General features: G+C 40.7%; 18 protein-coding genes. 11 read left to right on the top strand and 7 right to left on the bottom strand.

Annotated elements, in window-relative coordinates; all coding sequences use genetic code 11:
* Window positions 1–5: 5 nt before the first annotated feature.
* The 3 genes from FTU65_RS02770 to FTU65_RS02760 are packed head-to-tail and all read left to right on the top strand — an operon-like array spanning window position 6 to window position 4,258.
* Window positions 6–695 (top strand): hypothetical protein, encoded by a 690-nt coding sequence (locus tag FTU65_RS02770; protein WP_180064934.1) that lies wholly within the window; start codon window positions 6–8, stop codon window positions 693–695.
* A 30-nt stretch (window positions 696–725) separates the two neighbouring features.
* Window positions 726–2,906: a DUF6160 family protein gene (locus tag FTU65_RS02765; RefSeq protein ID WP_180064933.1), complete on the top strand. Its 2,181-nt coding sequence runs from the start codon at window positions 726–728 to the stop codon at window positions 2,904–2,906.
* Window positions 2,907–2,956: 50 nt separating this feature from the next.
* A complete protein-coding gene (locus FTU65_RS02760) occupies window positions 2,957–4,258 on the top strand; it encodes a hypothetical protein (protein ID WP_180064932.1) in 1,302 nt (433 codons plus the stop codon).
* A gap of 62 nt (window positions 4,259–4,320) precedes the next feature.
* Here the strand turns inward: FTU65_RS02760 and FTU65_RS02755 are convergent, their stop codons facing one another.
* From FTU65_RS02755 to FTU65_RS02740, 4 genes are all read right to left on the bottom strand, one after another.
* Window positions 4,321–6,036: a proline--tRNA ligase gene (locus FTU65_RS02755; protein WP_180064931.1), complete on the bottom strand. Its 1,716-nt coding sequence runs from the start codon at window positions 6,034–6,036 to the stop codon at window positions 4,321–4,323.
* 96 nt (window positions 6,037–6,132) lie between these two features.
* Window positions 6,133–9,237 (bottom strand): efflux RND transporter permease subunit, encoded by a 3,105-nt coding sequence (locus FTU65_RS02750; RefSeq protein WP_180064930.1) that lies wholly within the window; start codon window positions 9,235–9,237, stop codon window positions 6,133–6,135.
* 23 nt (window positions 9,238–9,260) lie between these two features.
* Window positions 9,261–10,364 carry an efflux RND transporter periplasmic adaptor subunit gene (locus FTU65_RS02745; RefSeq protein ID WP_180009834.1) on the bottom strand — a complete coding sequence of 368 codons (1,104 nt, stop codon included), beginning with the start codon at window positions 10,362–10,364 and terminating at the stop codon, window positions 9,261–9,263.
* A 46-nt stretch (window positions 10,365–10,410) separates the two neighbouring features.
* The gene (locus FTU65_RS02740) at window positions 10,411–11,004 is read right to left on the bottom strand and encodes a hypothetical protein (protein ID WP_373683440.1); all 594 of its coding nucleotides are present in this window, start codon (window positions 11,002–11,004) and stop codon (window positions 10,411–10,413) included.
* Between the two features lie 343 nt (window positions 11,005–11,347).
* On the opposite strand from FTU65_RS02740, the gene pilG reads away from it, so the two are divergent.
* The 6 genes from pilG (at window position 11,348) to FTU65_RS02710 (ending at window position 19,940) form a co-directional block, all read left to right on the top strand.
* A complete protein-coding gene (gene pilG, locus FTU65_RS02735) occupies window positions 11,348–11,731 on the top strand; it encodes a twitching motility response regulator PilG (RefSeq protein WP_078191060.1) in 384 nt (127 codons plus the stop codon).
* 29 nt (window positions 11,732–11,760) lie between these two features.
* Window positions 11,761–12,129 (top strand): response regulator, encoded by a 369-nt coding sequence (locus tag FTU65_RS02730; RefSeq protein WP_078191059.1) that lies wholly within the window; start codon window positions 11,761–11,763, stop codon window positions 12,127–12,129.
* A gap of 6 nt (window positions 12,130–12,135) precedes the next feature.
* The gene (locus tag FTU65_RS02725) at window positions 12,136–12,672 is read left to right on the top strand and encodes a chemotaxis protein CheW (RefSeq protein WP_111884922.1); all 537 of its coding nucleotides are present in this window, start codon (window positions 12,136–12,138) and stop codon (window positions 12,670–12,672) included.
* 44 nt (window positions 12,673–12,716) lie between these two features.
* Complete coding sequence (locus tag FTU65_RS02720) at window positions 12,717–14,792, top strand: methyl-accepting chemotaxis protein (protein WP_180064929.1); 2,076 nt, start codon at window positions 12,717–12,719, stop codon at window positions 14,790–14,792.
* A 162-nt stretch (window positions 14,793–14,954) separates the two neighbouring features.
* Window positions 14,955–19,469 (top strand): Hpt domain-containing protein, encoded by a 4,515-nt coding sequence (locus FTU65_RS02715; RefSeq protein WP_180009832.1) that lies wholly within the window; start codon window positions 14,955–14,957, stop codon window positions 19,467–19,469.
* Window positions 19,470–19,472: 3 nt separating this feature from the next.
* Window positions 19,473–19,940: a hypothetical protein gene (locus FTU65_RS02710; protein WP_180004987.1), complete on the top strand. Its 468-nt coding sequence runs from the start codon at window positions 19,473–19,475 to the stop codon at window positions 19,938–19,940.
* 69 nt (window positions 19,941–20,009) lie between these two features.
* On the opposite strand, the gene dapE is transcribed toward FTU65_RS02710, so the two are convergent.
* The 3 genes from dapE to FTU65_RS02695 all read right to left on the bottom strand — a co-directional run bounded on the left by dapE (window position 20,010) and on the right by FTU65_RS02695 (window position 22,441).
* The gene (gene dapE / locus FTU65_RS02705; RefSeq protein WP_180009831.1) at window positions 20,010–21,143 is read right to left on the bottom strand and encodes a succinyl-diaminopimelate desuccinylase; all 1,134 of its coding nucleotides are present in this window, start codon (window positions 21,141–21,143) and stop codon (window positions 20,010–20,012) included.
* A gap of 121 nt (window positions 21,144–21,264) precedes the next feature.
* The gene (locus tag FTU65_RS02700; RefSeq protein WP_180004989.1) at window positions 21,265–21,414 is read right to left on the bottom strand and encodes an entericidin A/B family lipoprotein; all 150 of its coding nucleotides are present in this window, start codon (window positions 21,412–21,414) and stop codon (window positions 21,265–21,267) included.
* 163 nt (window positions 21,415–21,577) lie between these two features.
* Window positions 21,578–22,441, bottom strand: a complete 864-nt coding sequence (locus FTU65_RS02695) for a DUF1853 family protein (protein WP_180009830.1) — start codon at window positions 22,439–22,441, stop codon at window positions 21,578–21,580.
* 88 nt (window positions 22,442–22,529) lie between these two features.
* On the opposite strand from FTU65_RS02695, the gene FTU65_RS02690 reads away from it, so the two are divergent.
* A complete protein-coding gene (locus FTU65_RS02690) occupies window positions 22,530–22,964 on the top strand; it encodes a YbaN family protein (protein ID WP_180004991.1) in 435 nt (144 codons plus the stop codon).
* A complete protein-coding gene (gene elsL, locus FTU65_RS02685; protein ID WP_078192250.1) occupies window positions 22,957–23,451 on the top strand; it encodes a cell wall-recycling L,D-carboxypeptidase ElsL in 495 nt (164 codons plus the stop codon). The genes FTU65_RS02690 and elsL overlap by 8 nt, the downstream gene beginning before the upstream one ends.
* Window positions 23,452–23,694 lie beyond the last annotated feature (243 nt).

Here is a 23,694-nt window from a genome sequence, read left to right as displayed (position 1 = left end):
ATCACATGTATAAAATTTTATGCGCTGTTGTTTGTGCTGCACTGACACAAACTCATGCAGGTTTAGTGTCTATGGATAATAGGGAACTTACCGCTGCAACCGGTCAAGGCGGTGCAGATCTCAGTTGGACGCTTTCATTAAACCATCAATACGCCAATGATATGTCGAAAAACAACATTTCTATCATGGATGCGAATGGTAAAACTACTCAGGCTTTTTATGGATATCAATGTTCATCCAATGAATTTTGTCGTTTAGCACTTGCGCCCAATAATCATGTGGATGCGAATGGTAATAAGAAATGGTTGGTGTTTAAACAGTTTCAAGGAACGTTACAAATCGATCAATTTTCTTTAGATGGCGTGACGATCATCAATCGTGAAGGTAATCCACAAACGGCTATGCAGCTGACATTTTATGATAATAAACCATTAAAAATTAGAAATTTAGGTTTTGCTACCTTGGCAGTAGAAACAGGTACGACAGGTAAGGAGGGGTATGAAAATACCAGTACTTATACGACCTATACTGAAAAGAAAGCGGACGGAACGACAACAACTTTAGCAGTACCTGATTTTGATCGTGGTGCAGAACAAGGATTTATGGGTGTTAATGTGCATGGCAATATGCATATGAGTGGAAAGTTAAACATCTTCAGTTTTAACTGTACTGGAAATGGTGCAGGTCGCTGTTAATCAGCTGTGACTGAATATAAGGATATAGTGATGAAAAAAATAACAACTTTAACGGCACTCGCAACCAGTATTTTACTTGCTCAACATGCATATGCTTTTGAAGCGATGACCGATGAAAGCTTGGGTGCAGTTACGGGCCAAGATGGTATTTCGATTACCTATGAAGTTTCTAGAGTCAAAGTCGATCAGTTGAATTGGGTTGACCCGACCGACCAAAATAAGATGAAAATGGGTTTGCACAATGTACAAATAGATGGTGTTGGGCAAAGCACCATTACATCAAAATTAGATTTTGATGTTGGGACTACGGATGCTGGTGTAGGCATGCGTATTGTCGCAAGTGTCAGCCCATTTACTGCTGTTGCGCAAAATATTATGCTGCTGTGTCAAGGCGCAACGTGCCAAACGCCTACGCAAAATTTAGGTTCACTTGCGATTGCAACATCTTCACCTTTAAAAGTATTACTTGAAACCAGCAATGGTCTATTTAACCGTAATGATACGGCGTATATGGAATTTCAATTGCAAAATGCCAGTATTAGTCATGGTATGAATGGACATAGCGTAACCTTAAAGGACTTTAACTTTAACTTTGCTGGTTCAGGTTATATGTATGTCGCAGCTGATGAAGGCATTGTTCTCACCACAAAATCCACAGGGAGCAAAGACCATACGGTCAATTTGGGGCGGGTAAAGGACACTTCAGATGTGCATAGTTCACGTAGCGATGCCACAAACCCCGGCGTTAATATCGATTTACGATACGGTACCGATGGTGGTGCGCAGCGCAATTTAATTCGTATGGGAGCATCGGGTGCTGTCACTAATGCACGAGTTGCCTTAAATGCCAATCAAGACGGAATCAAAGATTTTGGTCTAGCAACGAAGGCTTCTGGATATGAGTCCGTTGGTTCAGGTGGTTTACATTTAGGTGTGCGCGCGGATTTCACTTCAAAGGATGATCCTAGCCTTGTTGCAGGTCAAGCACCGACAACCTTAGAAATTGGCCATACGGGTATTGGTAGTTATGCCATTGAATTTTCTAATTTAACGTCTTTAGTTGCTGATAAAAATGCCTATATTGATTTTGGCGATATTTATATCAATACCATTCAAGCAAAAAGCCTTGATTTTCTGGTAAATGATAAATTAAAAGCAACATTAGGTTTAACCAATAATGTTTTAACCCAGAATCTGTCAAATCAAACGGCGGGCGGAAATTTTGCACTAGTGGCGATTCGTGGTATGGATTTTCAGTCCATCGCGCGTACAGCACGATTTATTTCTGATAACTCAATTGCCGCAATTGCAAGTAATGACAATAGTTGGGGGATTGGTATCCCGATTTATAATATGAATGCTAACGTTGCATTATCAGAGAAAAAATACAGTTATAAAAATGCGGCTGAAAAATCAGGTATTGGCTATAACCTTGTAATGAGCACAGATGGTTATGGTGTTGATAAAAAAACAGGAACACCAAGTACAACTTCTATTATTTTGATTGATGGTAAAAAAGGTATTAATGGTCAAGAAGTCAATTATTATGCTGGCTTAAGAAACATCAATGCACTTATTCAATCTGATGGTGTGATTGGTTATGAAAATGATGGCATCTATGTACGTGCAGATAATTTATTGATTGCAGCTAATGCCGAGTTAGCGATTGGTCAACTTCCGGGTTCAACCTATAACTGTGCGACTACAGCTTCTGCCAAATGTGGGACTACAGTACCTTTAGATAATTTCTCTAAACGTGATGATGTGTTGACGAATATTGTGTTTAAACTTGATGGTAAAGGTGAGCTATTTATAGTACCGGGTCTAAATGACACTGCAGAAAATAATTATTTATCTTTCCGTGGAAGCTTTGAATTTAAAGCATTAACTGATGCTGAAAAGAAAGATCAAAAAGTTATGGGAAGCTATTTAAGTTTGATGAATGAAGATGTAAATGCCAGCGGTGTCGTTTCAGCTTCAAGTATCAATATTAATAAAATGCAGGGCGATCTAGGCTTTGATGCTCGAATTAAAATGAAACAAGATTCGGTAGAGTTTGATAATCAGGTAAAATTCAATCCAACCAATAATATGTCTAAAGCGTTTCGTGCAGAAGTTTCGATGTTAACAAATGGCAATATGCAAAAGATGGCGGATATTGCCCTAACCGGTGGAACAATGCGAAGTACGATGGGGATTACTCCACGCTAGTAAAATTAAATCAATAACAAATAAATAAAATAACGAACAGGGAATTTGTTATGAAAAAGAAGTTAATCAGAGGTTTGATATTCTCGACATTTGCGATGAGTAGCTTATCTCATGCAATGATGGCTTTAGATGATGAAAGCTTATCAAAAGTTGATGGTCAAGCTTTACTCTCCATGGAATATACGCAGGGGTATAATTCTGTGGATGAGAGTGGACAAGCCGTTGACCAATCCAAAGTTGGCTTTTATAAACTTGGTTTGGAAGCTGAAATGGAGCTCAATGCCAATATTAAAAAGCTCCAATTGGGTTGTGGTGGTGCAAATGGCTCAGGTGCTTGTGATATTGATATTGATCATATTTCACTGAGTGGCTTGCCTGCAAATAGCAATTATACGTCGGATGAACGTGCGGCAACTTCAGCTTTGCTGACCAATCCTTTTATCGAAATTGCAATTAAAAATCCGAAATCAGCGGCAACACGTGAAGTGATGGGCTTTCGTTTGAGCGCTGAAAAAATTTCTGGATTAATGACATTAGGTACAGAAAATAGCAATACACCCAATGGTATCAATACCTTTAGTGGTTATATGAAAACAAAAGCGTCTGCGGGTGTTGCAACAACTGCCGAGCGTGTGATGGACTATGCTTCTACGCAGCAATATATTGAAGGAGCAGTTAAGGGGACATTATTTGGTGCAGAAGTTGATCTACCGCTTCACTACAAATCAGATAATTATTCTTTTAATTTAAAATCAACCACAGCACCTTTTACGATTCCAGCTACTGTCGTGAGTGGGAATAGAATGACAGATGTACAGTTAAAGGGTACAGGAACAGTTGATCGTCTTGATTTTAGTGGTCCATTAGAAGCTCAAATCTCTCTACTCGGTTTAAACATTAATTTGGATAAAGATGTGACGGGGTATCTTACTGGGCTAAAAACCGATATTACGGTAAATCAAAGTTTAGGTTTGATTCACGCACTTTATCTAAATAACCCTGCTTCGCTATCTTTACAAGCTCAAAAAATAATCTGGCCTGGTGCTGCAGTCGCAGCAGAAAGAGGGTGGTGGCTGGCGATGGAAGATGAAGTCGATTTGGGGAGTATTACACCTTCAGATAAAGTGGCGATTACGGATGAAGTGTTGAAACAAACGATCGCTGGAATTAACCATGACTTAAGTACCAATGTTCGTAATTGTGGAGATTTAATCTTTGGTTGTGTTGCAGGTTCGGCTTTAGATGTTAAAGAAATTAAAAACCCGTCATTAATTGATTTCCCATTAAACAATTTAAAACTTTCTGGACAGGAGTTTCGTTCTAACTGCTTCGGCGGGCTGAAATTCTGTTAAGGCTTAAAATATTTGATATAAAAAATCCCGCACCTAGCGGGATTTTTTATGTTTAGCGCAAATTATTTTGCAAGTTTCGCTAAAAGGTCTTCTTTACTGAGGTTGCTTGATTCTTCATCACGGCGACCTTTGTATTCAAATGTACCAGCATCCAAGCCTTTCTCACCAATCACAATACGGTGTGGAATACCCGTTAATTCGATATCAGAGAATTTAACCCCTGGGCGTTCATTACGGTCATCTAATAATACATCGTAACCAGCAGCTGTTAATTCTTCATACAGCGCTTCAGCAGCTTCCATTGTACGCGGTGACTTATGTGCATTCATGGGCACAATAGCAACTTCGAAAGGAGCAATTGCAGACGGCCAAATAATCCCTTTGTCATCGAAGTTTTGTTCAATCGCAGAAGCAACAACACGGGTTACACCAATACCGTAGCAACCCATAGTCACAACGAGAGGTTTGCCATCTTCACCTAAAACTTTGCAGCCAAGCGCTTCAGAGTATTTTTGACCCAACTGGAAGATATGACCAACTTCGATACCACGTTTAATCAAGATTGTACCTTGACCGTCTGGAGAAGGGTCACCTTCAACAACATTACGAAGGTCATAAACTTCGGTGTATTGTGCATCACGTTCCCAGTTTACACCTACAGCATGTTTATCGACTTGGTTTGCACCAGCAACAAAGTCTGAAAGTACAGACGCTGCACGGTCAACAATAACGGTAATGCCTTTTTCGGTTAAGCCTTGAGGGCCACAGAAACCAGCAGTTAAGCCTAAGTCAGCTAATTGTGCTTCAGTTGCAAAAGTTAAAGGAGCAGCAATTAATGGGTGTTTTTCTGCTTTAATTTCATTCAGTTCATGGTCACCGCGTAAGAATAAAGCAATAACTGGTGCAGCTTTACCTTCTTCAGCAACACCTTGGACCAATAATGCTTTGACAGATTGAGCAGGGTCTGATTTAAGGAATTCAGAAACATCAGCAATAGTTTTTTGATTTGGTGTATCAACAATTTCAAGTGCTTTAGTTGGAGCAGCACGTTCACCAACTAGTACGGCTTCAGCCATTTCTACGTTAGCAGCATAATCTGACTCTGTAGAGAATGCGATGTCATCTTCACCGCTAGACGCAAGGACGTGGAATTCATGTGAACCCGAACCACCAATTGAACCTGTATCTGCTTGGACTGGACGGAAATTTAAACCCAAACGAGTGAAAATTTTGCAGTATGCAGCATACATATTGTCATAGGTTTCTTGTAAAGATGCTTGATCCACATGGAAAGAATAAGCATCTTTCATAATGAATTCACGTGAACGCATTACGCCAAAACGTGGACGAATTTCGTCACGGAATTTCGTTTGAACTTGGTAGAAGTTCGCAGGTAATTGCTTGTAACTTTTTAACTCGTTACGTGCAAGATCAGTAATCACTTCTTCATGCGTTGGTCCAAGAACAAAGTCATTGTTATGACGGTCTTTAAAACGTAGCAGTTCAGGGCCATATTGCACAAAACGACCTGATTCTTCCCAGAGTGAAGCAGGCTGAGTGACAGGCATTAGGACTTGAAGTGAACCGGCACGATCCATCTCTTCACGGATAATCGCTTCAACTTTATTTAATACGCGAACGCCCATCGGCAGCCAAGTGTATAAACCTGAAGCCAATTTACGAATCATCCCAGCACGAAGCATTAACTGATGTGAAATAACTTCAGCATCGTTTGGGGTTTCTCTTAACGTTGCAAATAAAAAGCGACTCGCGCGCATGGAAACTGTCCTAAAAAATTAAGCGTTAAAGTAGAGAGTATACAATAAAAAATGAGGCGAACATTTTTCAATGTCCCCTCAATTTAGATTTTGCAATTATGACATGATTTTTTTGGCTTGACGTGCAAGGAAGTTTCGGAAATCATCCAAATAGGTAAAAATCACTGGAACAACCACGAGTGTCAGTAAGGTAGAAGTAATCACTCCGCCAATCACGGCATGTGCCATTGGCGCGCTTTGTTCACCGCCTTCACCTAGACCAAGTGCAAGCGGAACCATACCCATCACCATTGCACTGGTGGTCATTAAAATGGGGCGTAAACGGGTTTTACCTGCTTCAATAATTGCGTCATAACGATCTACACCATGATCCATGGCTTTTTTAATAAAGTCGATGAGTAGAATTGCGTTCTTTGTCACCAAGCCCATGAGCATAATAATCCCGATAATGGAAAAGAGGTTCATGGTTGAATTAAATAAGAATAAGGCTAAGAACACCCCAATCAATGATAAGGGCAATGAAGCCATAATGGCTGCAGGGTGAATGAAGCTATTAAATTGTGAACCCAAAACAATATAAATAAATACAATAGAGAGGGTAATCGCTGTCATTGCATAACCCGCAGACTCAGCCATATCTTTATTGGCACCTTGCGTGACAAAACTATAACCTGGTGGCAAGTCGAAGTTTTTCTCTATCTCATTGATTTCGGCACCAATATCACCCGCAGGACGTCCTGCTGTGTTGGCTTCAACCATTACTTCACGTGCCAGATCACGACGGTTAATTTGTGAAGCACCAAGTGTTTCTTCAAAGCTTGCCACACTTGCCAATGGAACTAAAATAGGTAAGCCTGCAGCATCGGTTTTTTGTGATGTGATGTACATGCTTTGAATGTCAGTTGGCAGTCGACGCTGATCTTCAGTGAGTCTTAAATTTACATCATAGGTTTCGCCTTTATCATCCTTCCACGTTGTTACATTATCACCCGCAAGAAGAGGGCGTAATACATTGGCGATTTGATTGACGGATAAACCTAAATCACTGGCTAAAACGCGATTGATATGTACACCTAAGGTCGGTTTAGGTTCTTTGAGTGAGCTTTCTAAGTCGACAATACCTTCGACTTTGGCAACTTCAACCAAGAATCGATCTGAAATGCGTTGTAACTCATCTAAGTCTGGTCCTTTAATCGAGATCATTACCGGCTTTTGGCCGCCCGATACTGTTTCATCAGCTGAGGCAATCGAGGTAATGGTAATACCTGCTACATGTTTTAAGCGGGTACGGAATTCATTGTTGAGATCCGTTAATGTTTGACTACGCTCCGTACGTGGTGAAACAGTGACACGAATGCTAGCATGGTTTTTACCCCGATCAGTGGCACTATTAATTGCACCATAAGTGGCTTTGACTTCTGGATGTTGGCGAATGATACGATCTACTTGCTTAAGCTTAGCCTGCGAATATTCAAGGGTTGCATCAATTGGTGTTTCAAATTTGATCCGAATTTCACCTTTGTCTGGTACGGGTACAAATTCAGTTCCGATCATTTTGGATAAACCTAATGCACCAAATAAAGACGCGACGGCGATTAAAAGGGTAATGAGCCTAAATTTTAAAGCAAGCTTGAGTAATTTTTCATAATGATGGCTTAGGTTGTCGAGCTTGCCCGAAATCCAGTTAAAAAAACGTTTGATTTTACCCGGCTTTTTATTTGGATCTTGGCGCTCTGCCCAGTGAGCAGACAACATCGGGTCAAGGGTGAAACTCACAAACATTGAAATCAGTACAGCGGTACTGACGGTTACACCAAATTGATAGAAGAAACGCCCAATAATGCCGCCCATAAATGCCACAGGTAAAAATACCGCGACAATGGTCAATGTTGTGGCCAATACAGCTAAACCAATTTCTTTCGTGCCGTCGAGTGCAGCGGTGACGTGGTCCTTGCCCATATCGGCATGGCGGACAATATTTTCGCGTACTACAATAGCATCATCAATCAGGAGACCGATACTCAGTGAGAGAGCTAGTAGGGTCATCATATTGATGGTAAAACCAAAAATCCAAACAAAGGTGAGGGTACCTAGTAGTGAAATCGGTAGAGTTAAACCTGTAATGGCTGTCGAACGAAATGAGCCGAGAAATAACAAAACAATGAGTACCGCAAGTACTGCACCTTCAATAATCGTACGTGCCACGTCTTTAATGCTGCCACGAATACCTTTTGAAGAATCAACCACAATTTCTGCGGTCGTGCCTTGCGGCAATTGCTGTTGGATTTTACTTAAGGTTTTACCGGTATTATCAACCACCTCAATTACATTAGAGTCCGAACTTCTCAGAATGTCGACAGCGACGGCTGTTTTACCATTCAGATAGGCACTCGACTCCATTTCAGCTTGGCTATCTTCGATTTCAGCAATTTGTTTGAGATAAATCGGCGCGCCATTTTTATTGGCAACCACTAAATCTCCGAAAGAATTTGGGTGAATAACCCGAGATTTAATTTCGACCACCAATTCTGAGTTCTTTTGTTTTAAAGTCCCCCCCGGAACTTCAATATTTTCAGATTTTAGGGTGTTTATAACTTGGTCTATCCCAATCCCGAAACTTTGTAATTTTTGTGGATTTACTTGTATCCGAATTTGACGCTGCGCATCGCCCAATAAATTGACCGTACCAACACCGGGAACCGTTCTAAGCTGTGGCACAATCCGTTGATTCAGATAGGAACTCAAATCACGTAAAGACATGTCCTTCGATTCAAAAACAATCGACATAATCGCACTGGCAGTAGGGTCGTAGCGTTCTACAATCGGGTCATCAATTTCATCACGAAATTGTGCGGTTACTGGTGCAATTTTATCTCGAATATCCTGTGCAGCTACAGAGGACGAGACATCTAGATTAAATTCGACAATAACCGTGGATAAACCTTCACTGGACTGTGAAATGACTTGCTTGAGGCCTGAAATCGTATTGATCTGATCTTCAAGTTTCTTAGTGATTTCAGATTCGACAGACTCAGGAGAAGCACCCGGATAGTTGGTGTAGACTACAACAAAAGGGAAGTCGACATCAGGAAACTCCTCAACGCCCATACGTTGCCAAGAAGCAAGTCCTAACACCATCAGACAAAACATCATCATGATGGTGAAAACAGGATATTTCACACTAATTCGGGTTAACCACATAACAACTGTCCTGCCTTATTCTTTTAATTTTGGCTGATACTTACATCTTGTTTGATATCTGAATCATTAAATTTAATTCGGCTGATCAGATCACTATTTTGTAAGCCCTGAACAATCGCGGTGTTATTGCTATAACTCTGATTCAAAATTTGTATAGGTACTTTGGCAATTTTATTTTGACGAATGACCCAGACGTAAGGTTTATCTTTTAGACTTTGAATGGTATCGAGTGGAATTTTTTGGCCTGAAATATTATCCGTGCCTAAGATGTGACCTTCGACAAAAGCACCAATACTTAATGATGTAATGGTTTCATTTGGGGCTGCAAAAAATTCAATTTGACGACTGGCTTGATCGGCAATCGGTGAAATTCGGCTGATTTGTGCTGTGAGTAAATTGCTATTGCCTTGGATGTTATATTCAATCTTTTGTCCAATTTTCAGCGCTGCCTGCTGATCACTTGGTAATTTGGCTTGAATTTCTAATTGGTCTGGATTGACGATTTCAAAAAGGGTTTGTCCGGCAGCAACCGTTTGTCCCGGTTCAACATCACGTTTGGTAATCACGCCTTGGATAGGACTATAAATGGTGCCGTCTTGATTGGCTTTACGTGCAATATCGACATTGGCTTGTTGGGCACGAACATTTTCCATTTGAGCTTGGTAATCGACACGACTTTGTTCAAACTCTACTTTGGAAATAAAGCCTTGATTCAGCAAACGCTGTTTGCGCTCCATCATTAGTTTGGCTTGATTGGCTTGAGCTTGCGTGGATGCGAGGTTCGCTTGAGATTGAGCAAGACGTGCTGCGTTGTCTTGATTATTTAAATGCACCAATACTTGGCCTTTGCTGACACGTTGTCCGACCTCTGCATTAACATTGGTTGCAGTCGCAGTGACTTGGGCTTGAATACTGCTCTGATTGACTGCCCGAATGGTGCCTGTAAAGGCTGTTTTTGAAATGGCGTTGCCTTGTTCGATCGTGACCAGATCTTGTTGAATCAATTCAATCTTATTTTCTGGTTTTACACTTTGCTGCGAATCTTCTTTTTGACATGCAGCCAAAGTCAGGCTTATGCAAAGCAGGCTAAGCTTTAAAAATGGGGATGATTGCTGTGCAGATTGCATAATGGTCCTTATATCAGCGGTCTACAAAAGCAATTGAATAACAAGTTTATTCCATCGCTTTTAAACGCGTAATAATTCTGTCGTATTCAGCTTCTGTATTTCGATAGCGAGTTTGTAACGATTGAATGTATTCTTTTTTCGCTACCATATTTTTTTGATTATTATCCAACATTGTTTTTAATTTTGCCGGAACGGTTTCACCTTTTCGAAAATGTTCACGTTCTTGGCGAACAAATAATACACGATCATTTTGTAATTGTTTTAATTGTTCTTGTTCAAACACGATCTGTTTACGTATACCAGTCAGTGCATCACGCTTTTTAATGGCCGCAGTTCGGCTATTGGTATAGGCTTTTTTAAGTTTGATATCTGAAGCTTGCTGACGTGCTTGGGCAGCACGCTGAGGAGCTTGTCTAACGTCCGCTTCAGCATTGTAGGGGCGGTTACGTTTAATCACTTGCATATTTTGATCAAGTGCTTCATAACCATAGCGGATGTGATTTGGTGTCACATTGGTACTGATGTTTGCTATGCCTTTACTGTCATAGTAACGATACCAAGTCGCCTTTTGTGGTTGCTGCGTATTGGTTGGTGCAGCAAATAAAAGCGGGGTATAAGCCAACAAACAAGCCGTCAGAATGACTTTTTTTGAGAAATGTTTAAGGCCAATCAAGTGAATTTTTTTTGTAAACGGACTCAACCTTGTACTCCCCAGTTTAAAGTTGACTAAATTACTTATTTTAAAGTAATAATCTTGCTATAATATGCTTAATTAAGACAATTAAATACTATTCCAAGTTAAAAAAAAATCGTTGGTCATCGGAAAGTGTGAAGCAGTTAATAAAAACAAGAAATCTTGTGTGTTTGCGCAGAAAATGTTCATTGAAAACGCAAGTAAAGATATGTTAAAAATGTTCACAACTTGTAAATAATAATGCTGCTAACTTAATTGTTTGTACATCCTCAATGGGTAGGGTCAATAAATGGACGATAAATTCCAAAATCTAAAAGTCATGGTAATTGATGATTCAAAAACCATTCGTCGTACGGCCGAAACGCTGCTTCAGCGTGAAGGATGTGAAGTCGTCACTGCTGTAGATGGTTTTGAAGCACTGTCAAAAATTGCCGATGCAAATCCAGATATCGTATTTGTCGATATTATGATGCCACGTCTTGATGGCTATCAAACTTGTGCCCTGATTAAAAACTCTCAAAATTATCAAAATATTCCTGTGATTATGCTTTCAAGTAAAGACGGTTTATTTGATCAGGCGAAGGGTCGTGTTGTGGGTTCGGATGAATACTTAACGAAGCCATTCAGTAAAGATGAATTGCTGAATGCAATCCGTAATCACGTTACAGCTTAATTAGATTTTTTATTTTTTGGGGAAAAAGCATGGCACGTATCCTAATCGTTGATGATTCACCAACAGAAACTTTCCGTTTTAAAGAAATTTTAGGTAAACACGGATTTGAAGTGATTGAAGCTTCAAATGGGGCAGATGGGGTGACAATGGCTCAAGCTGAGTTACCAGACTTGGTCTTAATGGATGTGGTAATGCCGGGTGTGAATGGTTTCCAAGCAACACGTCAAATTGCACGTGGTGCGACCACCAAGCATATCCCGATTGTCATTGTAAGTACCAAAGATCAGGCAACTGACCGTGTTTGGGGTAAACGCCAAGGTGCTTCTGATTATCTAACTAAACCTGTAGACGAAAAACAATTAATTGATGTGATTAAGCAACACCTCAATGCAGGATAAAGCTCTATGGCAGCAAATGGATTTATCGAATTACTTCGAATCGCAAAACGAGGAAACAAAAACTACGTTTCCACTGAAAATGAAGTAAACCGATGGTCAGGCATTGCTTTTGAGATGATGGGGCAATATTACGTTGCTCCTTTAGGTGAAGTAGCTGAAGTGATCTACCCACCAAAATATACGCCAGTTCCCAACACCCAACCTTGGGTGATGGGATTAGCCAATATTCGGGGACGCTTACTTTCTTTGTCTGACCTAGCACAATATATAACCGGTCATCGAAGTAGTTTTTCACCCACTCAAAAAGTTTTATGTATTAGTCATAATGACCATTATGTCGGTTTGATAGTCGATCAAGTTTTGGGTATTCAACACTTTAATAAGAAAAGTTATTTTTCTAAAGATAATGAGTTGGATCGAAATTTGCAGGAATATTGTCAGGGGTATTTCCACCAGCATAACCAGCAGTGGAATGTATTTCTCTTCAGTCGTTTACTGCAAAATCCAAAATACATGAACGCATCTATAAAATTTATAAATTAATTGTCGCGCACGAACGAAAGAAGGCGTAATCGGGGAGAAGCTGAATGGGCTTTAAACTTAAAAAGAAAAATACGGGTGAAAGCACCAGTGGTCGTAAAGGCGGTAATGCTTTTCTGGCAAAACTGCAATCACAGACAGATCAATTATCTCGAGTTTTTGGTGATAGTGAAAAATCCAAACCATTTATTTATGGTGCGATTGGTTCATTAGTACTGGCAACGATTATTTTATTATACCTATTCTATAGCGTTCCTCGCGGTAACCAATTAACGCAAAGTTTGGGTGAACTCCGTCTTCTTTCGCAAACAATTTCGCGTCAAGCAACTGAGGCAACTGCATCAGGTACTGAAGATGCAATGAAAAAATTAATTGCCTCTCAAGATTCGTTCAAAGAAAACTTAGAAACTGTAAAAGACATTCATGCAAATACAGATGCGCTGAAATCTGTAGATACGCAGTGGGCTGAGGTTTCAAAAAGTATTGACTTGATTACTTCGCAACAAAAAATCATTAACAAGTTATATGACACGAACATCGCGATTGGTGAAACCATTCCGGGGATTCAGGCTGAATATAACTTGATGGTCGACCAAATGGCACGTCAAGACATGCCTTCGAACCAGGTGGTTATTGCGAAAAACCAAGTATTCATTGCAGAACGTATTTTACGTTCGATCAGTTCGGTACTTTCAGGTTCTGATAGCTCACGTGAGTCTGCGGATGACTTCAGTGCCGATACTGAAACCTTCGGTTTGTACTTAAATGCTCAATTGGATGGTAGTACAGAGCTTGGTGTACAACGTATTGAAAGCCCTGAATTACGTGAATCACTTGAAGGTATTAAAGCCGAATATGACGACGTATTAAAATCAGCTTCAGCGACGATTTTGAAAAACTCAACGCAAATTGTGAACGTACGTAAAGCATCTTCACAAATTTTTGCTGAGTCAGACAATTTGTTGGGTAATTTAAATCAATTGTCTTCTAACACTGGTCTGAAAACCATTTTACCTGCGGTACTGTTGATTCTTGCATTAACAGCCTTCTTGATCTGTGTATTCAAACTTCTTTCTTTACGTGGTCAATCGGATAAATTCCGTGTAACCCGTCTTCAAGAAGAATATGACCGTAACCAGAACGCGATTTTACGTTTACTCGATGAAATTGCCGATCTTGCAGACGGTGACTTGCGTTCGTATGCGACGGTATCTGAAGACTTTACCGGTGCGATTGCCGACTCGATTAACTTCGCAATCGACCAATTACGTGACCTTGTATCGCGTATTACAGAAACTTCTCAAGAAGTTGCACAATATACGGCGAATACGCAGGGTATTACCAACCAGCTTGCAGAAGCATCTGAGCATCAGGCACAAGAGATTGCTGGTGCATCTGCCGCGATTAACGAAATGGCAATGTCGATTGACCAAGTATCTTCGAACGCTGAAGAATCAGCTGTCGTAGCAGAACGTTCAGTACAAATTGCTGCAAACGGTGCAGATGTTGTAAACCGTTCAATTGAAGGTATGGACACGATTCGTGAACAGATTCAGGAAACGTCAAAACGTATTAAACGTTTGGGTGAGTCTTCTCAAGAGATTGGTAACATTGTCGCACTGATTAACGATATTGCCGACCAAACGAACATCTTGGCATTAAACGCAGCAATTCAGGCGTCGATGGCGGGTGAGGCAGGTCGTGGTTTCGCCGTGGTAGCGGATGAGGTACAGCGTCTTGCGGAACGTTCAGCGTCTGCAACCAAACAGATTGAAGGCTTGGTAAAAACCATTCAAACGGATACTAACGAAGCCGTAATTTCAATGGAACAAACGACTTCGGAAGTTGTACGTGGTGCGAACTTGTCTAAGGATGCCGGCGTAGCACTGGATGAAATTCAGTCTGTATCGGGTAACTTGGCGAAACTGATTGCAAACATTTCGGATGCTGCAAAACTTCAGTCTGCTTCAGCAGGTCATATTGCGACAACGATGAACGTTGTACAAGAAATTACCTCGCAAACCACCAGTGCAACATTTGATACTGCACGTTCGGTATCTGAATTGGCGAACATGGCTGAATCATTACGTGAATCTGTATCTGACTTTAAACTCCCAGAGTAAGTCAGGCGCAAACCTGCAGTACCTTAGCTACGGTTAGGGTACTGCACCGATTACAGATAACACATCGATAAGGTGAACTTAACGTCACAGTTAAGTCTTAGGTGATGGTTACAATTAAGTTTGAGCAACCTTCTTGGTGGCAAAACATAAGAAGCCTTAGCTATGAAAGAAATATTAAAAAATTTAGTTGAAACAACTACGCTTCCTGAAGATAGTTATCTTGATCAAGATGCAGAAATTTTAGAGATTTTTGTTGAAGAAATAGAAGAAATCTTTGAAGAACTGGCGGGTTTATTTACAACTTGGTTGGAAAATCCACAAGATAAAGACACTTTAACGACGATTCGTCGTCATTTCCATACACTGAAAGGTTCAGGTCGTATGGTTGGGGCAAAATCGGCGGGTGAAACTGCATGGGCAGTTGAAGATACGCTGAACCGTGTCATTGCGGGTTCAGTACAGTTAACGCCGACCGTTCAAAAGTTTGCACAAACAGTTTTAAATGTTTATCAATATAAGCTCTATCCACGGTTTAAAAATGTTGCCGAATTGGATGTTGACTTACGTCCATTGGTTTTAATGGGGCAACAATTACAACAAAATATTAGCCTTGAGCCTGCACTCGAAGAATTATTAAAACTGGCAGATCAATTAAAATCTGAAGATGGTGTCACTGGTTTAGAACTGACTGATGTTGAAGCTACAGCGTCTGTAGAAGTGCTTGAAAGCACAATTGATGCGGTTGTTGAATCAGAACCTGCTCCTGAACAAGTGGATGCAGATGCATCACTGGTCGAAGAGACAGTGAGCATTTTTATTGAAGAAGCTGAAGAACATCTACAAACGATTGATCAGTTCCTCCAATCTGATGACAGTAAATCACAAGATTATAATGGCTTGATTCGCGCGCTACACACCTTGCGTGGTAGTTCGTCGATGGCGCAAATCGAAGAGATTTTTGAAGCCAGTTCAAAAGTTGAAAACTTATTCAAAACCTTATTACAAGACGAAATCGTATCGAGCTCGAAAGAAACTGCTTTATTGATTCAATATGCTGAATTTGTTCGTGATTATTTGCACGTGCTGCGTTCAGGGGATAAGGCAAATCTTACATCTATTTATGAAACCTTCAAAGCTGCTTGGGATGATTATGGTTTTGCTAGCCAAGATCAATTGGCGCCTGAAGATAATCCGCAAGGTTTGGTTTCTAAACTAATCGAATTAAATATTGATCAGTTATTAGATGCTGAATTTGAGTTTGATAAACGTGCCCTTGCTGAATTCCCAGACTATATTCAACAGCTTAGTCAACAAGCTTTAGAGTTGATTGAACATACGGATAATCGTGCGTCTGTTGGAATCCATGATTTCACAACTCAACTGCGTGCAGCATATCAGTCTTTAGTTGAAAAGCCTGAATTACTCCATGCTGATTATGGCTATGAGTTATTTGCGCAAGCACATCAGGAGTTTATTCACTTATTTGACACTTTAGCTGCGGGTCAGCGTGTGGTGTTAAGTGAAGATGTTCAACGTTTCTTAAATGAGCTGACTGCATTTGTTCAACAAGACATTGAAGCAGTTGCAGCGACGACAACACCAGAAGCCCATGTAGTTGCTGAACCTGTTGCCACTGTAGAAGATAAAGCCGCTGTTCCAAATACAACAGCAGTAGACTTTGCACAATTAAGTCAGCGTATTCAACTTGATCATCAACAGATGCAAGCGGTGGATGCGAATAATGACTTTGATGAAGATCTTTTAGGGATCTTTATTGAAGAGGCAGAAGAATTATTGGTGGGGATTGATCAAGACCTCAGTACTTGGACACGTGATCAGACCAATACTTCAGCTTTGAATAATTTAATGCGTTATTTGCATACCCTAAAAGGTGGTGCAAATATGATTGCCGCATCTCATGTGGGTTTAATTTCGCATGAATTAGAATCGATTTATGAGCGCATTATTCGTCAGCAAATTTCGATTACGCCTGCGTTAATTCAAATTATTCGTTTAGTGCAGGATGATATTTCAGATCGTATTCAAACCATTCGTGACCAAGGGATCGACTACCCAGCGAATAATGTGATCGATATTCTCAAGAATATTCAGTCAATTGTGGCAGGAGAGCGTTCAGAAGCTGTTGCATTGGCTTCGGCCCCTATTTCTGCTGAAACTGAACAAACAGCAGTAGAACCAGATGTATCGGTGTCAGAGCCGATGGATGTTGCTGAAGACACTGCAGAAGCAGTGGTTGAAGCTCAAACGACTGCTCACACTGAGTCTGCTGTTGAACATCTTGAACATGCGGTTGCTGAACATGTTGAGCATCCAGATGACGATCTACGTTCTGTCATGGAAGAAACCTTCCTTGAAGAGTCTGAGGAAATTCTTGAACAAGCCGTTCAATTATTAAATCAATGGACTGAACAACGTAGTGACCGTAACGTATTGCTTCAATTACAACGTGCTGCCCACAGTATTAAGGGTGGTGCGCGTATGGTTGAAAATGAACCTGTTGCCGCAATTGCGTATCAACTTGAGACGACGTTTGAGCATTTCGCGGTTCATCATTTCAACTCAAATGCATATGACGGCTTACTCAAAACGACGTTGGCATGGTTAAAAGAAGCGATCTTCAACCACGACTATAGTAATTTTGATAGCATCAAATTGAGCCTAGAATCCATTCAGTATGTGGATGTTACGGTTCAATTGCCAAACCGTGTTGCAGAATTAGAACAAGGTATTGTCAGTAAAGGCTTTGAATTTATTCAAGGTGATGGTGTTGAACCTCCATCTATGTTGGGTGAATGGTCTGAAGCTAATTCTTCTGATAACAGTAATGAGATGATTCGTATCTCGGCTGATCTCGTCGAGAAGATGATTGACTTATCAGGCGAAAACTCGATTAACCGTTCACGTATTGAGATGGACTTAGGTCAGCTAGGCAATACCTTGAATGAAATGGAGTTAGCAATTAAGCGACTTGCTGACCAGTTACGTCGAATGGATGGTGAGCTTGAGTCACAAATTATTGCCAAACATGGTTCTGAAAATTCACGCTATGCGGATTTCGACCCATTGGAGATGGACCAATATTCATCGATTAACCAATTGTCAAAATCTCTAGCCGAATCTGCGTCGGATTTGGTTGACTTCAAGAGTACTTTGGCAGAAAAAATCCGTGATGCGGAAGGTTTGTTATTACAACAATCACGTATTCAGTCAGAAATTCAAGAAAGTCTGATGCGTACCCGTTTGGTGCCATTTGATCGTTTGTTACCACGTTTACAACGTATTGTGCGTCAAACCTCTTCGACCTTGAACCGTCCTGCAGAATTGATTGTTCAAAATACAGAAGGTGAATTGGACCGTACGATCTTAGAGCGTTTGGTGACACCATTTGAACATATGCTGCGTAATGCGGTCGACCATGGTTTAGAAGATCCTGCTGACCGTTTGGCTTTGAAAAAGCCAGAAGTGGGTAGCATTGTCTTGAATATTAGTCGTCAGGGTACCGATGTGCTGGTGTCTTTCAGTGATGATGGTAAAGGGATTGATGAAGCCAAGATTAAAGACAAAGCCTTAAAACTTGGTTTAATCAAAGCAGATCAGTTCCTCGATAAACAAGAAATCTTGCAATTGATCTTCCATCCAGGTTTCTCAACGGCACAAGCGGTAACGCAAATTTCGGGTCGTGGTGTTGGTCTGGATGTGGTGCAAAGTGAAATTAAAGCCTTGGGTGGTCATGTTTCCGTTGAGTCTGAGTTAGGTAAAGGGACGACCTTTACCATTCGTGTACCAACGACGGTAGCCGTCAGCGATGCCTTGATGGTGAAAGCCGGCGATCAACAATACGCAATTTCGTTAGCGCAAATTGAACGTATTGTCCGTATTGCACCGACGGCACTCGAAACTTACTTCAATAGTAAGGATGACGTGTTTAAAATTGACAACACCAATTACAAACTACGTTATCTATCAGAGTTTGTGGGTAATCAGCCAATTCCACGTTTAAATAATGTTGGCCATTCATTGCCTGTATTGCTAATAAAAGGCAACAGTGGTCAAACCATTGCTTTATTGGTAGATCAGCTGGTGGGTTCACGTTCTCAAATCGTGGTGAAACCAATTGGTCAACAATTTACCAGTGTGGCCGCGATTGCAGGTGCCACGATTCTAGGTGATGGTCATGTATGTTTGATTTTGGATGGGCAAAATATTGCACGTCAAATTCAAACTACGCAGCGTGTTAAACATTCAGCTGAACAGCGTGATTTGGGCCGTCAAGCCAATGCGCGTCGTTTAGTGATGATTGTCGATGACTCGGTGACAGTACGTAAGGTGACTTCACGCTTACTTGAACGTCAAGGTTATGACATCGTGACAGCGAAAGATGGTGTGGATGCAATTGAACAGCTTGAAAATGTCCGTCCAGACTTGATGCTACTCGATATTGAAATGCCACGTATGGATGGTTTCGAAGTGACAAACTTAGTCCGTCACCATGACATTCACCGTGACTTGCCAATCATTATGATTACATCGCGTACAGGTGAAAAACATCGTGAGCGTGCATTTAGCTTAGGTGTGACTCACTATATGGGTAAACCATTCCAAGAAGCTGAATTGCTTGCCAATATTGAAGCTTTAATTGCAGAAAAGCAGGGGTAATCTATGAGCCAAAATACTGTTTCTCAGGTTGTCAGCGATAAAATTGATCAGCAGGAACTGCAACATCTCATTACGGTTTCTACCGGTTTTATCGATGCGTATATCATTGACTGTCATGGTAAAGAGCCAATGTTGTTGCCACAAAATATTGTTCTTTCAGCGCTCGATAGTGCAACCAATGTTCCTTTTGTTGAATGGCATGAATTGAAATTGCCTGTTTTCTCAGTCAATGATCCTGCAAAAAATCAGGGTGTGGCTTTGGTCATTGAAGGGGATGATGTTGGACAGCGTTTTGCACTGATGTGTAATGAGATGCCGAAAACCATTCGTTTGCGTATTTCTGAAGTGGTTGATGAAGAAAAAGCCGTGAAAGACGCCAATATTTTCCAATATGTACGCATGGCCGATCAGGTATTTCATATTCCAAATTTAGCCAATATTCAAAACAGCATTGGGCTTCAAGCGGCTTAATATTTGCAAAAACGAGATATAAAAAAAGGAACTCAATGGAGTTCCTTTTTTTGACTATGTGGGGAATATTTAAGCCAACAGGTTTTCTAAAATCTTTTCGTAAATTTCAGAAAGTGGCTCCAACTCTGCCACATTAACGTGTTCATTGATTTGGTGAATCGTAGCATTTAAAACACCCAGTTCAAGCACCTGTGCTCCTGTAGGCGCAATGAATCGACCATCAGAAGTACCACCACTGGTCGAAAGTTCAGTTTCAGTCCCAGTAACTTCTCGTATGGCATCACGTGCGGCATTTACTAACTCACCTACTGGGGTTAGGAATGGCAAACCAGATAACGTCCACGAGATGTCATATTCAATGCCATGACGATCTAAAATTTCCAAAGTACGTGCTTTGAGTTCATCTGCCGTTACTTCTGTTGAATAACGGAAGTTAAAGAGTAAATTCATCGTGCCCGGAACAACGTTGGTTGCGCCTGTACCGGCATTGATATTGGAAATTTGAAAAGATGTTGCGGGGAAGTATTCGTTGCCATTATCCCACACGGTATCGCAAAGTTCAGCCAGTGCCTTTGATGCTGTATGGATTGGATTGACCGCTAGATGTGGGTAAGCAACGTGCCCTTGTTTACCCTTAACCGTTAAATTGGCATTTAGCGAACCACGACGACCATTTTTAACAATATCGCCAAGTGTGTTGGTGCTAGATGGTTCACCCACCAAACACCAAGTCATTTTTTCATTACGCGCTTCTAAAGTTTCAACAACTTTGACAGTCCCGTTGATCGAAGGACCCTCTTCGTCAGAGGTAATAAGAAATGCAATCGAACCTTTATGATTTGGATGCTTTGCAACAAAACGTTCTGAAGCAACAACCATAGCTGCCAACGCGGTTTTCATATCTGCGCTGCCACGACCATACAGTTTACCGTCGCGAATTTCAGGAAGAAATGGGTCAGAACCCCATGCATCCAAGTTACCCGTAGGTACTACATCCGTATGACCTGCAAAGCAAAATACTGGTGCTTCAGTCCCTTTACGTGCCCAAAGATTATCTACATCATCAAAACGCATATTTTCAATGTTAAAGCCAATTTTGGCTAAACGATCCGCCATAATGTTCTGGCAGGTATGGTCAATCGGTGTCACCGACGGTTGGCGAAGTAGTTCTAGGCTGAGATCAAGAGTTGCTGTTGAGGTCATGCTAAATACAGAAGTCAAAAATGTCGCAATATAATAGGCGAATCAACAAGCGAAGGGAAATTTAGACGTAAAAAACCCTATTAAAAAAATAGGGCTCTTTTATAAAATCTTGGGAAATAAATTAATTGCGGCGAATTTCTTCTGAAGTTTTCTCTGCAGTATTGGTTACCGCATCTCCAGCTTTAGATACGTCTTGACCCATACCCTTTACTGTATTACAACCTGTCAGTATAAAAGCGACCATAAGTGATGCAGCTAGAATTTTTTTCATTGACTGTATTCTCCATTATGAAAGAATAATTTTTAGAGGAATAAATTATTCTGATGTGAGATTTAGATTAAAAAATGGCCGTATTAAACAGTAGGTGGTTTTTATGGTGATTAAGTAAATTAATGTAATTTCTACTAAACTACAAATTTCGTCTTCCGTTATTTTAAGTGATTTGCGGTAAAACCAAGCGTGGTTGTCTATACATATAATAGCTTTCCTCACTGTCTTTTTTATATAAACCATCTGTCCACCAATGTGCGGTTGCACTTGTCGGTTGCTGCTTCACGCAAATCCATTCATGTCGTTGTAGGCGATAATAGCCTTGACTCGTAGATGGAATGACATGTCCCCATTGACCTATTCTACGTGCAGGATTGACCCAGTTTGGTAATGTGCTGGTACGCTGAATAGGTAAATATAATTGACCCTTTAAAACGCAATAGCGCTGTTGAATCTGCTGCCCAAGTGCTTCATCAAATTGGAATTGTTTTTGGGTGAAATGATTGAGCTTTCGAGCCAAAGTATCACTACGATTTAAGCCATACCAATAAGGTAATTGAAAATCACGCTCGGCTAGATAATATTTTAAAGCCACTTCCCAATGTTCAACTTCACCACTTTCAGTATTTTTTAAAACAAAATCGAGTTCACCTACTGTACGAGGGCCGTCAATTTTTTGAATGCTATGTCCGAGTAACTGGTAGGGATGGTATGGGTGATCGAGAAGCCAAAACCACATAAACATTTCGAAACGTAAACCAAGACGAGTACTTTTTAATTTTTGTAAAAATTCTACTAATGCACTTGGGTGTTGTTCGAGTTGTTTTAAACGGGGTAGGTAGGCTTCAAAATGTTTTTGCCAAAGCTCGCTTGGATGAAAATGAAAGGGATAGCGGATTTCGAGTTCATAGGGAATTTGCTGCAGAATATTTGGGCTAGCAATACAGAAAGCTAATTGGCGAACTAAGGGCTGTTTAAATTGCAACCATGGCTCAAAATAAGACGACGTTGTCGGGGTTACAGCCATATTGAAACCTTTCGAATAATGCAGAATAACAACGGATAATTGTTAAAAACATCTTATACTACCTGAATTGAAAGTTCAGGGTAGCGGTATGAAGACGTTGTTTTGGCGAAGCTTAGTGGTTGTCTTTGTCATTTTAGGCTTTATAGGGGCTTTATTGCCGGGAATGCCCACGACAGTCTTCTTAATTTTAGCGGCATGGGCGGCTTCAAAAGGCTGGCCACAAATGGATGCTTGGTTGTTGAATCATCCTAAATACGGCCCAACCCTACGCGCTTGGCGCGAAAATGGCACCGTCCCCCGCAAAGCAAAATGGTTCGCATCGATCATGATGTTTGTGAGTGGCCTGATTATGCTTTTTACATCAGCACCGATTGCCGTCAAGATATTCACTGACTTAACCATGTTGATTGTTGGCATTTGGTTATGGACACGACCAGAGCCAAATAAGATTAGAACTATTGAAACATCGCCGCAGACACAACCACAAGATAAAGATAAGCAGAAAGAGCAAGAGCATGTCTGAATATACCCAAGATCAAGCAGATATCCTGATTAACTTGAAAGATCAAACTTTAACTTTGCCGAAACTGAATAAGTTTTACCTCATTTCATCGGGTAAAAATGGCATTGGTGAGCAGGAAAATAGTGGCAAGACGCCACGAGGCTGGCATCAAGTGGCTGAAAAGTTTGGTGGACAACAACCTCAAAATGCAGTTTTTAAAGCACGTCAGTGGACCGGAGAGGTTTACGACGAGCAACTTGCTGCATCACACCCTGATCGGGATTGGATTTTATCTCGAATATTATGGCTCAGTGGTTTAGAACCCGGCTTTAATGCAGGTGAGGGCTGTGATACTTATCAGCGTTATATTTATATTCATGGCACACCAGATCGCGAGCCTATGGGTATACCGATGTCACATGGTTGTATTCGCATGCGAAACAGCGATGTTGTAGAACTTTATCAATTGATTCCATTAAATGCGCTGGTTTACATCACTGAACATTGAACACGTCGTTATAAGCATAAGCCATGAAAACCGAAGTTCATGGCATCAAAACAAAGATTTGAAAAATTAAAGTGAGTTTGAAAGGCGTTTTTTTGTCAGGACTTTTGTCAGGACTAATGCTCGCAAACTAACAGAAAATCGTGTTTGAATGTATTTTGTACACTAGGGTGTTTTAGAATGCAGTGTGTGTGGTGAATTAATCGTCGGTTTGCTGAATGATTAGTTATGAGTCCACGCGAAAAA

Origin of the sequence: Acinetobacter sp. YH12129, from assembly GCF_013418685.1 — a bacterium.
Classification (GTDB): domain Bacteria; phylum Pseudomonadota; class Gammaproteobacteria; order Pseudomonadales; family Moraxellaceae; genus Acinetobacter; species Acinetobacter amyesii.
This window is presented reverse-complemented; position numbering and strand designations above follow the sequence as displayed.

Bases quoted from the DNA above. Each gene is read 5' to 3' on its own strand.
- FTU65_RS02755 (WP_180064931.1), bottom strand. From the start codon at position 6,036: ATGCGCGCGAGTCGCTTTTTATTTGCAACGTTAAGAGAAACCCCAAAC.
- FTU65_RS02750 (WP_180064930.1), bottom strand. From the start codon at position 9,237: ATGTGGTTAACCCGAATTAGTGTGAAATATCCTGTTTTCACCATCATG.
- elsL (WP_078192250.1), top strand. From the start codon at position 22,957: ATGTCTGAATATACCCAAGATCAAGCAGATATCCTGATTAACTTGAAA.
- pilG (WP_078191060.1), top strand. From the start codon at position 11,348: ATGGACGATAAATTCCAAAATCTAAAAGTCATGGTAATTGATGATTCA.
- FTU65_RS02715 (WP_180009832.1), top strand. From the start codon at position 14,955: ATGAAAGAAATATTAAAAAATTTAGTTGAAACAACTACGCTTCCTGAA.
- dapE (WP_180009831.1), bottom strand. From the start codon at position 21,143: ATGACCTCAACAGCAACTCTTGATCTCAGCCTAGAACTACTTCGCCAA.
- FTU65_RS02765 (WP_180064933.1), top strand. From the start codon at position 726: ATGAAAAAAATAACAACTTTAACGGCACTCGCAACCAGTATTTTACTT.
- FTU65_RS02695 (WP_180009830.1), bottom strand. From the start codon at position 22,441: ATGGCTGTAACCCCGACAACGTCGTCTTATTTTGAGCCATGGTTGCAA.
- FTU65_RS02720 (WP_180064929.1), top strand. From the start codon at position 12,717: ATGGGCTTTAAACTTAAAAAGAAAAATACGGGTGAAAGCACCAGTGGT.
- FTU65_RS02770 (WP_180064934.1), top strand. From the start codon at position 6: ATGTATAAAATTTTATGCGCTGTTGTTTGTGCTGCACTGACACAAACT.
- FTU65_RS02745 (WP_180009834.1), bottom strand. From the start codon at position 10,364: ATGCAATCTGCACAGCAATCATCCCCATTTTTAAAGCTTAGCCTGCTT.
- FTU65_RS02730 (WP_078191059.1), top strand. From the start codon at position 11,761: ATGGCACGTATCCTAATCGTTGATGATTCACCAACAGAAACTTTCCGT.
- FTU65_RS02710 (WP_180004987.1), top strand. From the start codon at position 19,473: ATGAGCCAAAATACTGTTTCTCAGGTTGTCAGCGATAAAATTGATCAG.
- FTU65_RS02700 (WP_180004989.1), bottom strand. From the start codon at position 21,414: ATGAAAAAAATTCTAGCTGCATCACTTATGGTCGCTTTTATACTGACA.
- FTU65_RS02725 (WP_111884922.1), top strand. From the start codon at position 12,136: ATGGCAGCAAATGGATTTATCGAATTACTTCGAATCGCAAAACGAGGA.
- FTU65_RS02760 (WP_180064932.1), top strand. From the start codon at position 2,957: ATGAAAAAGAAGTTAATCAGAGGTTTGATATTCTCGACATTTGCGATG.
- FTU65_RS02690 (WP_180004991.1), top strand. From the start codon at position 22,530: ATGAAGACGTTGTTTTGGCGAAGCTTAGTGGTTGTCTTTGTCATTTTA.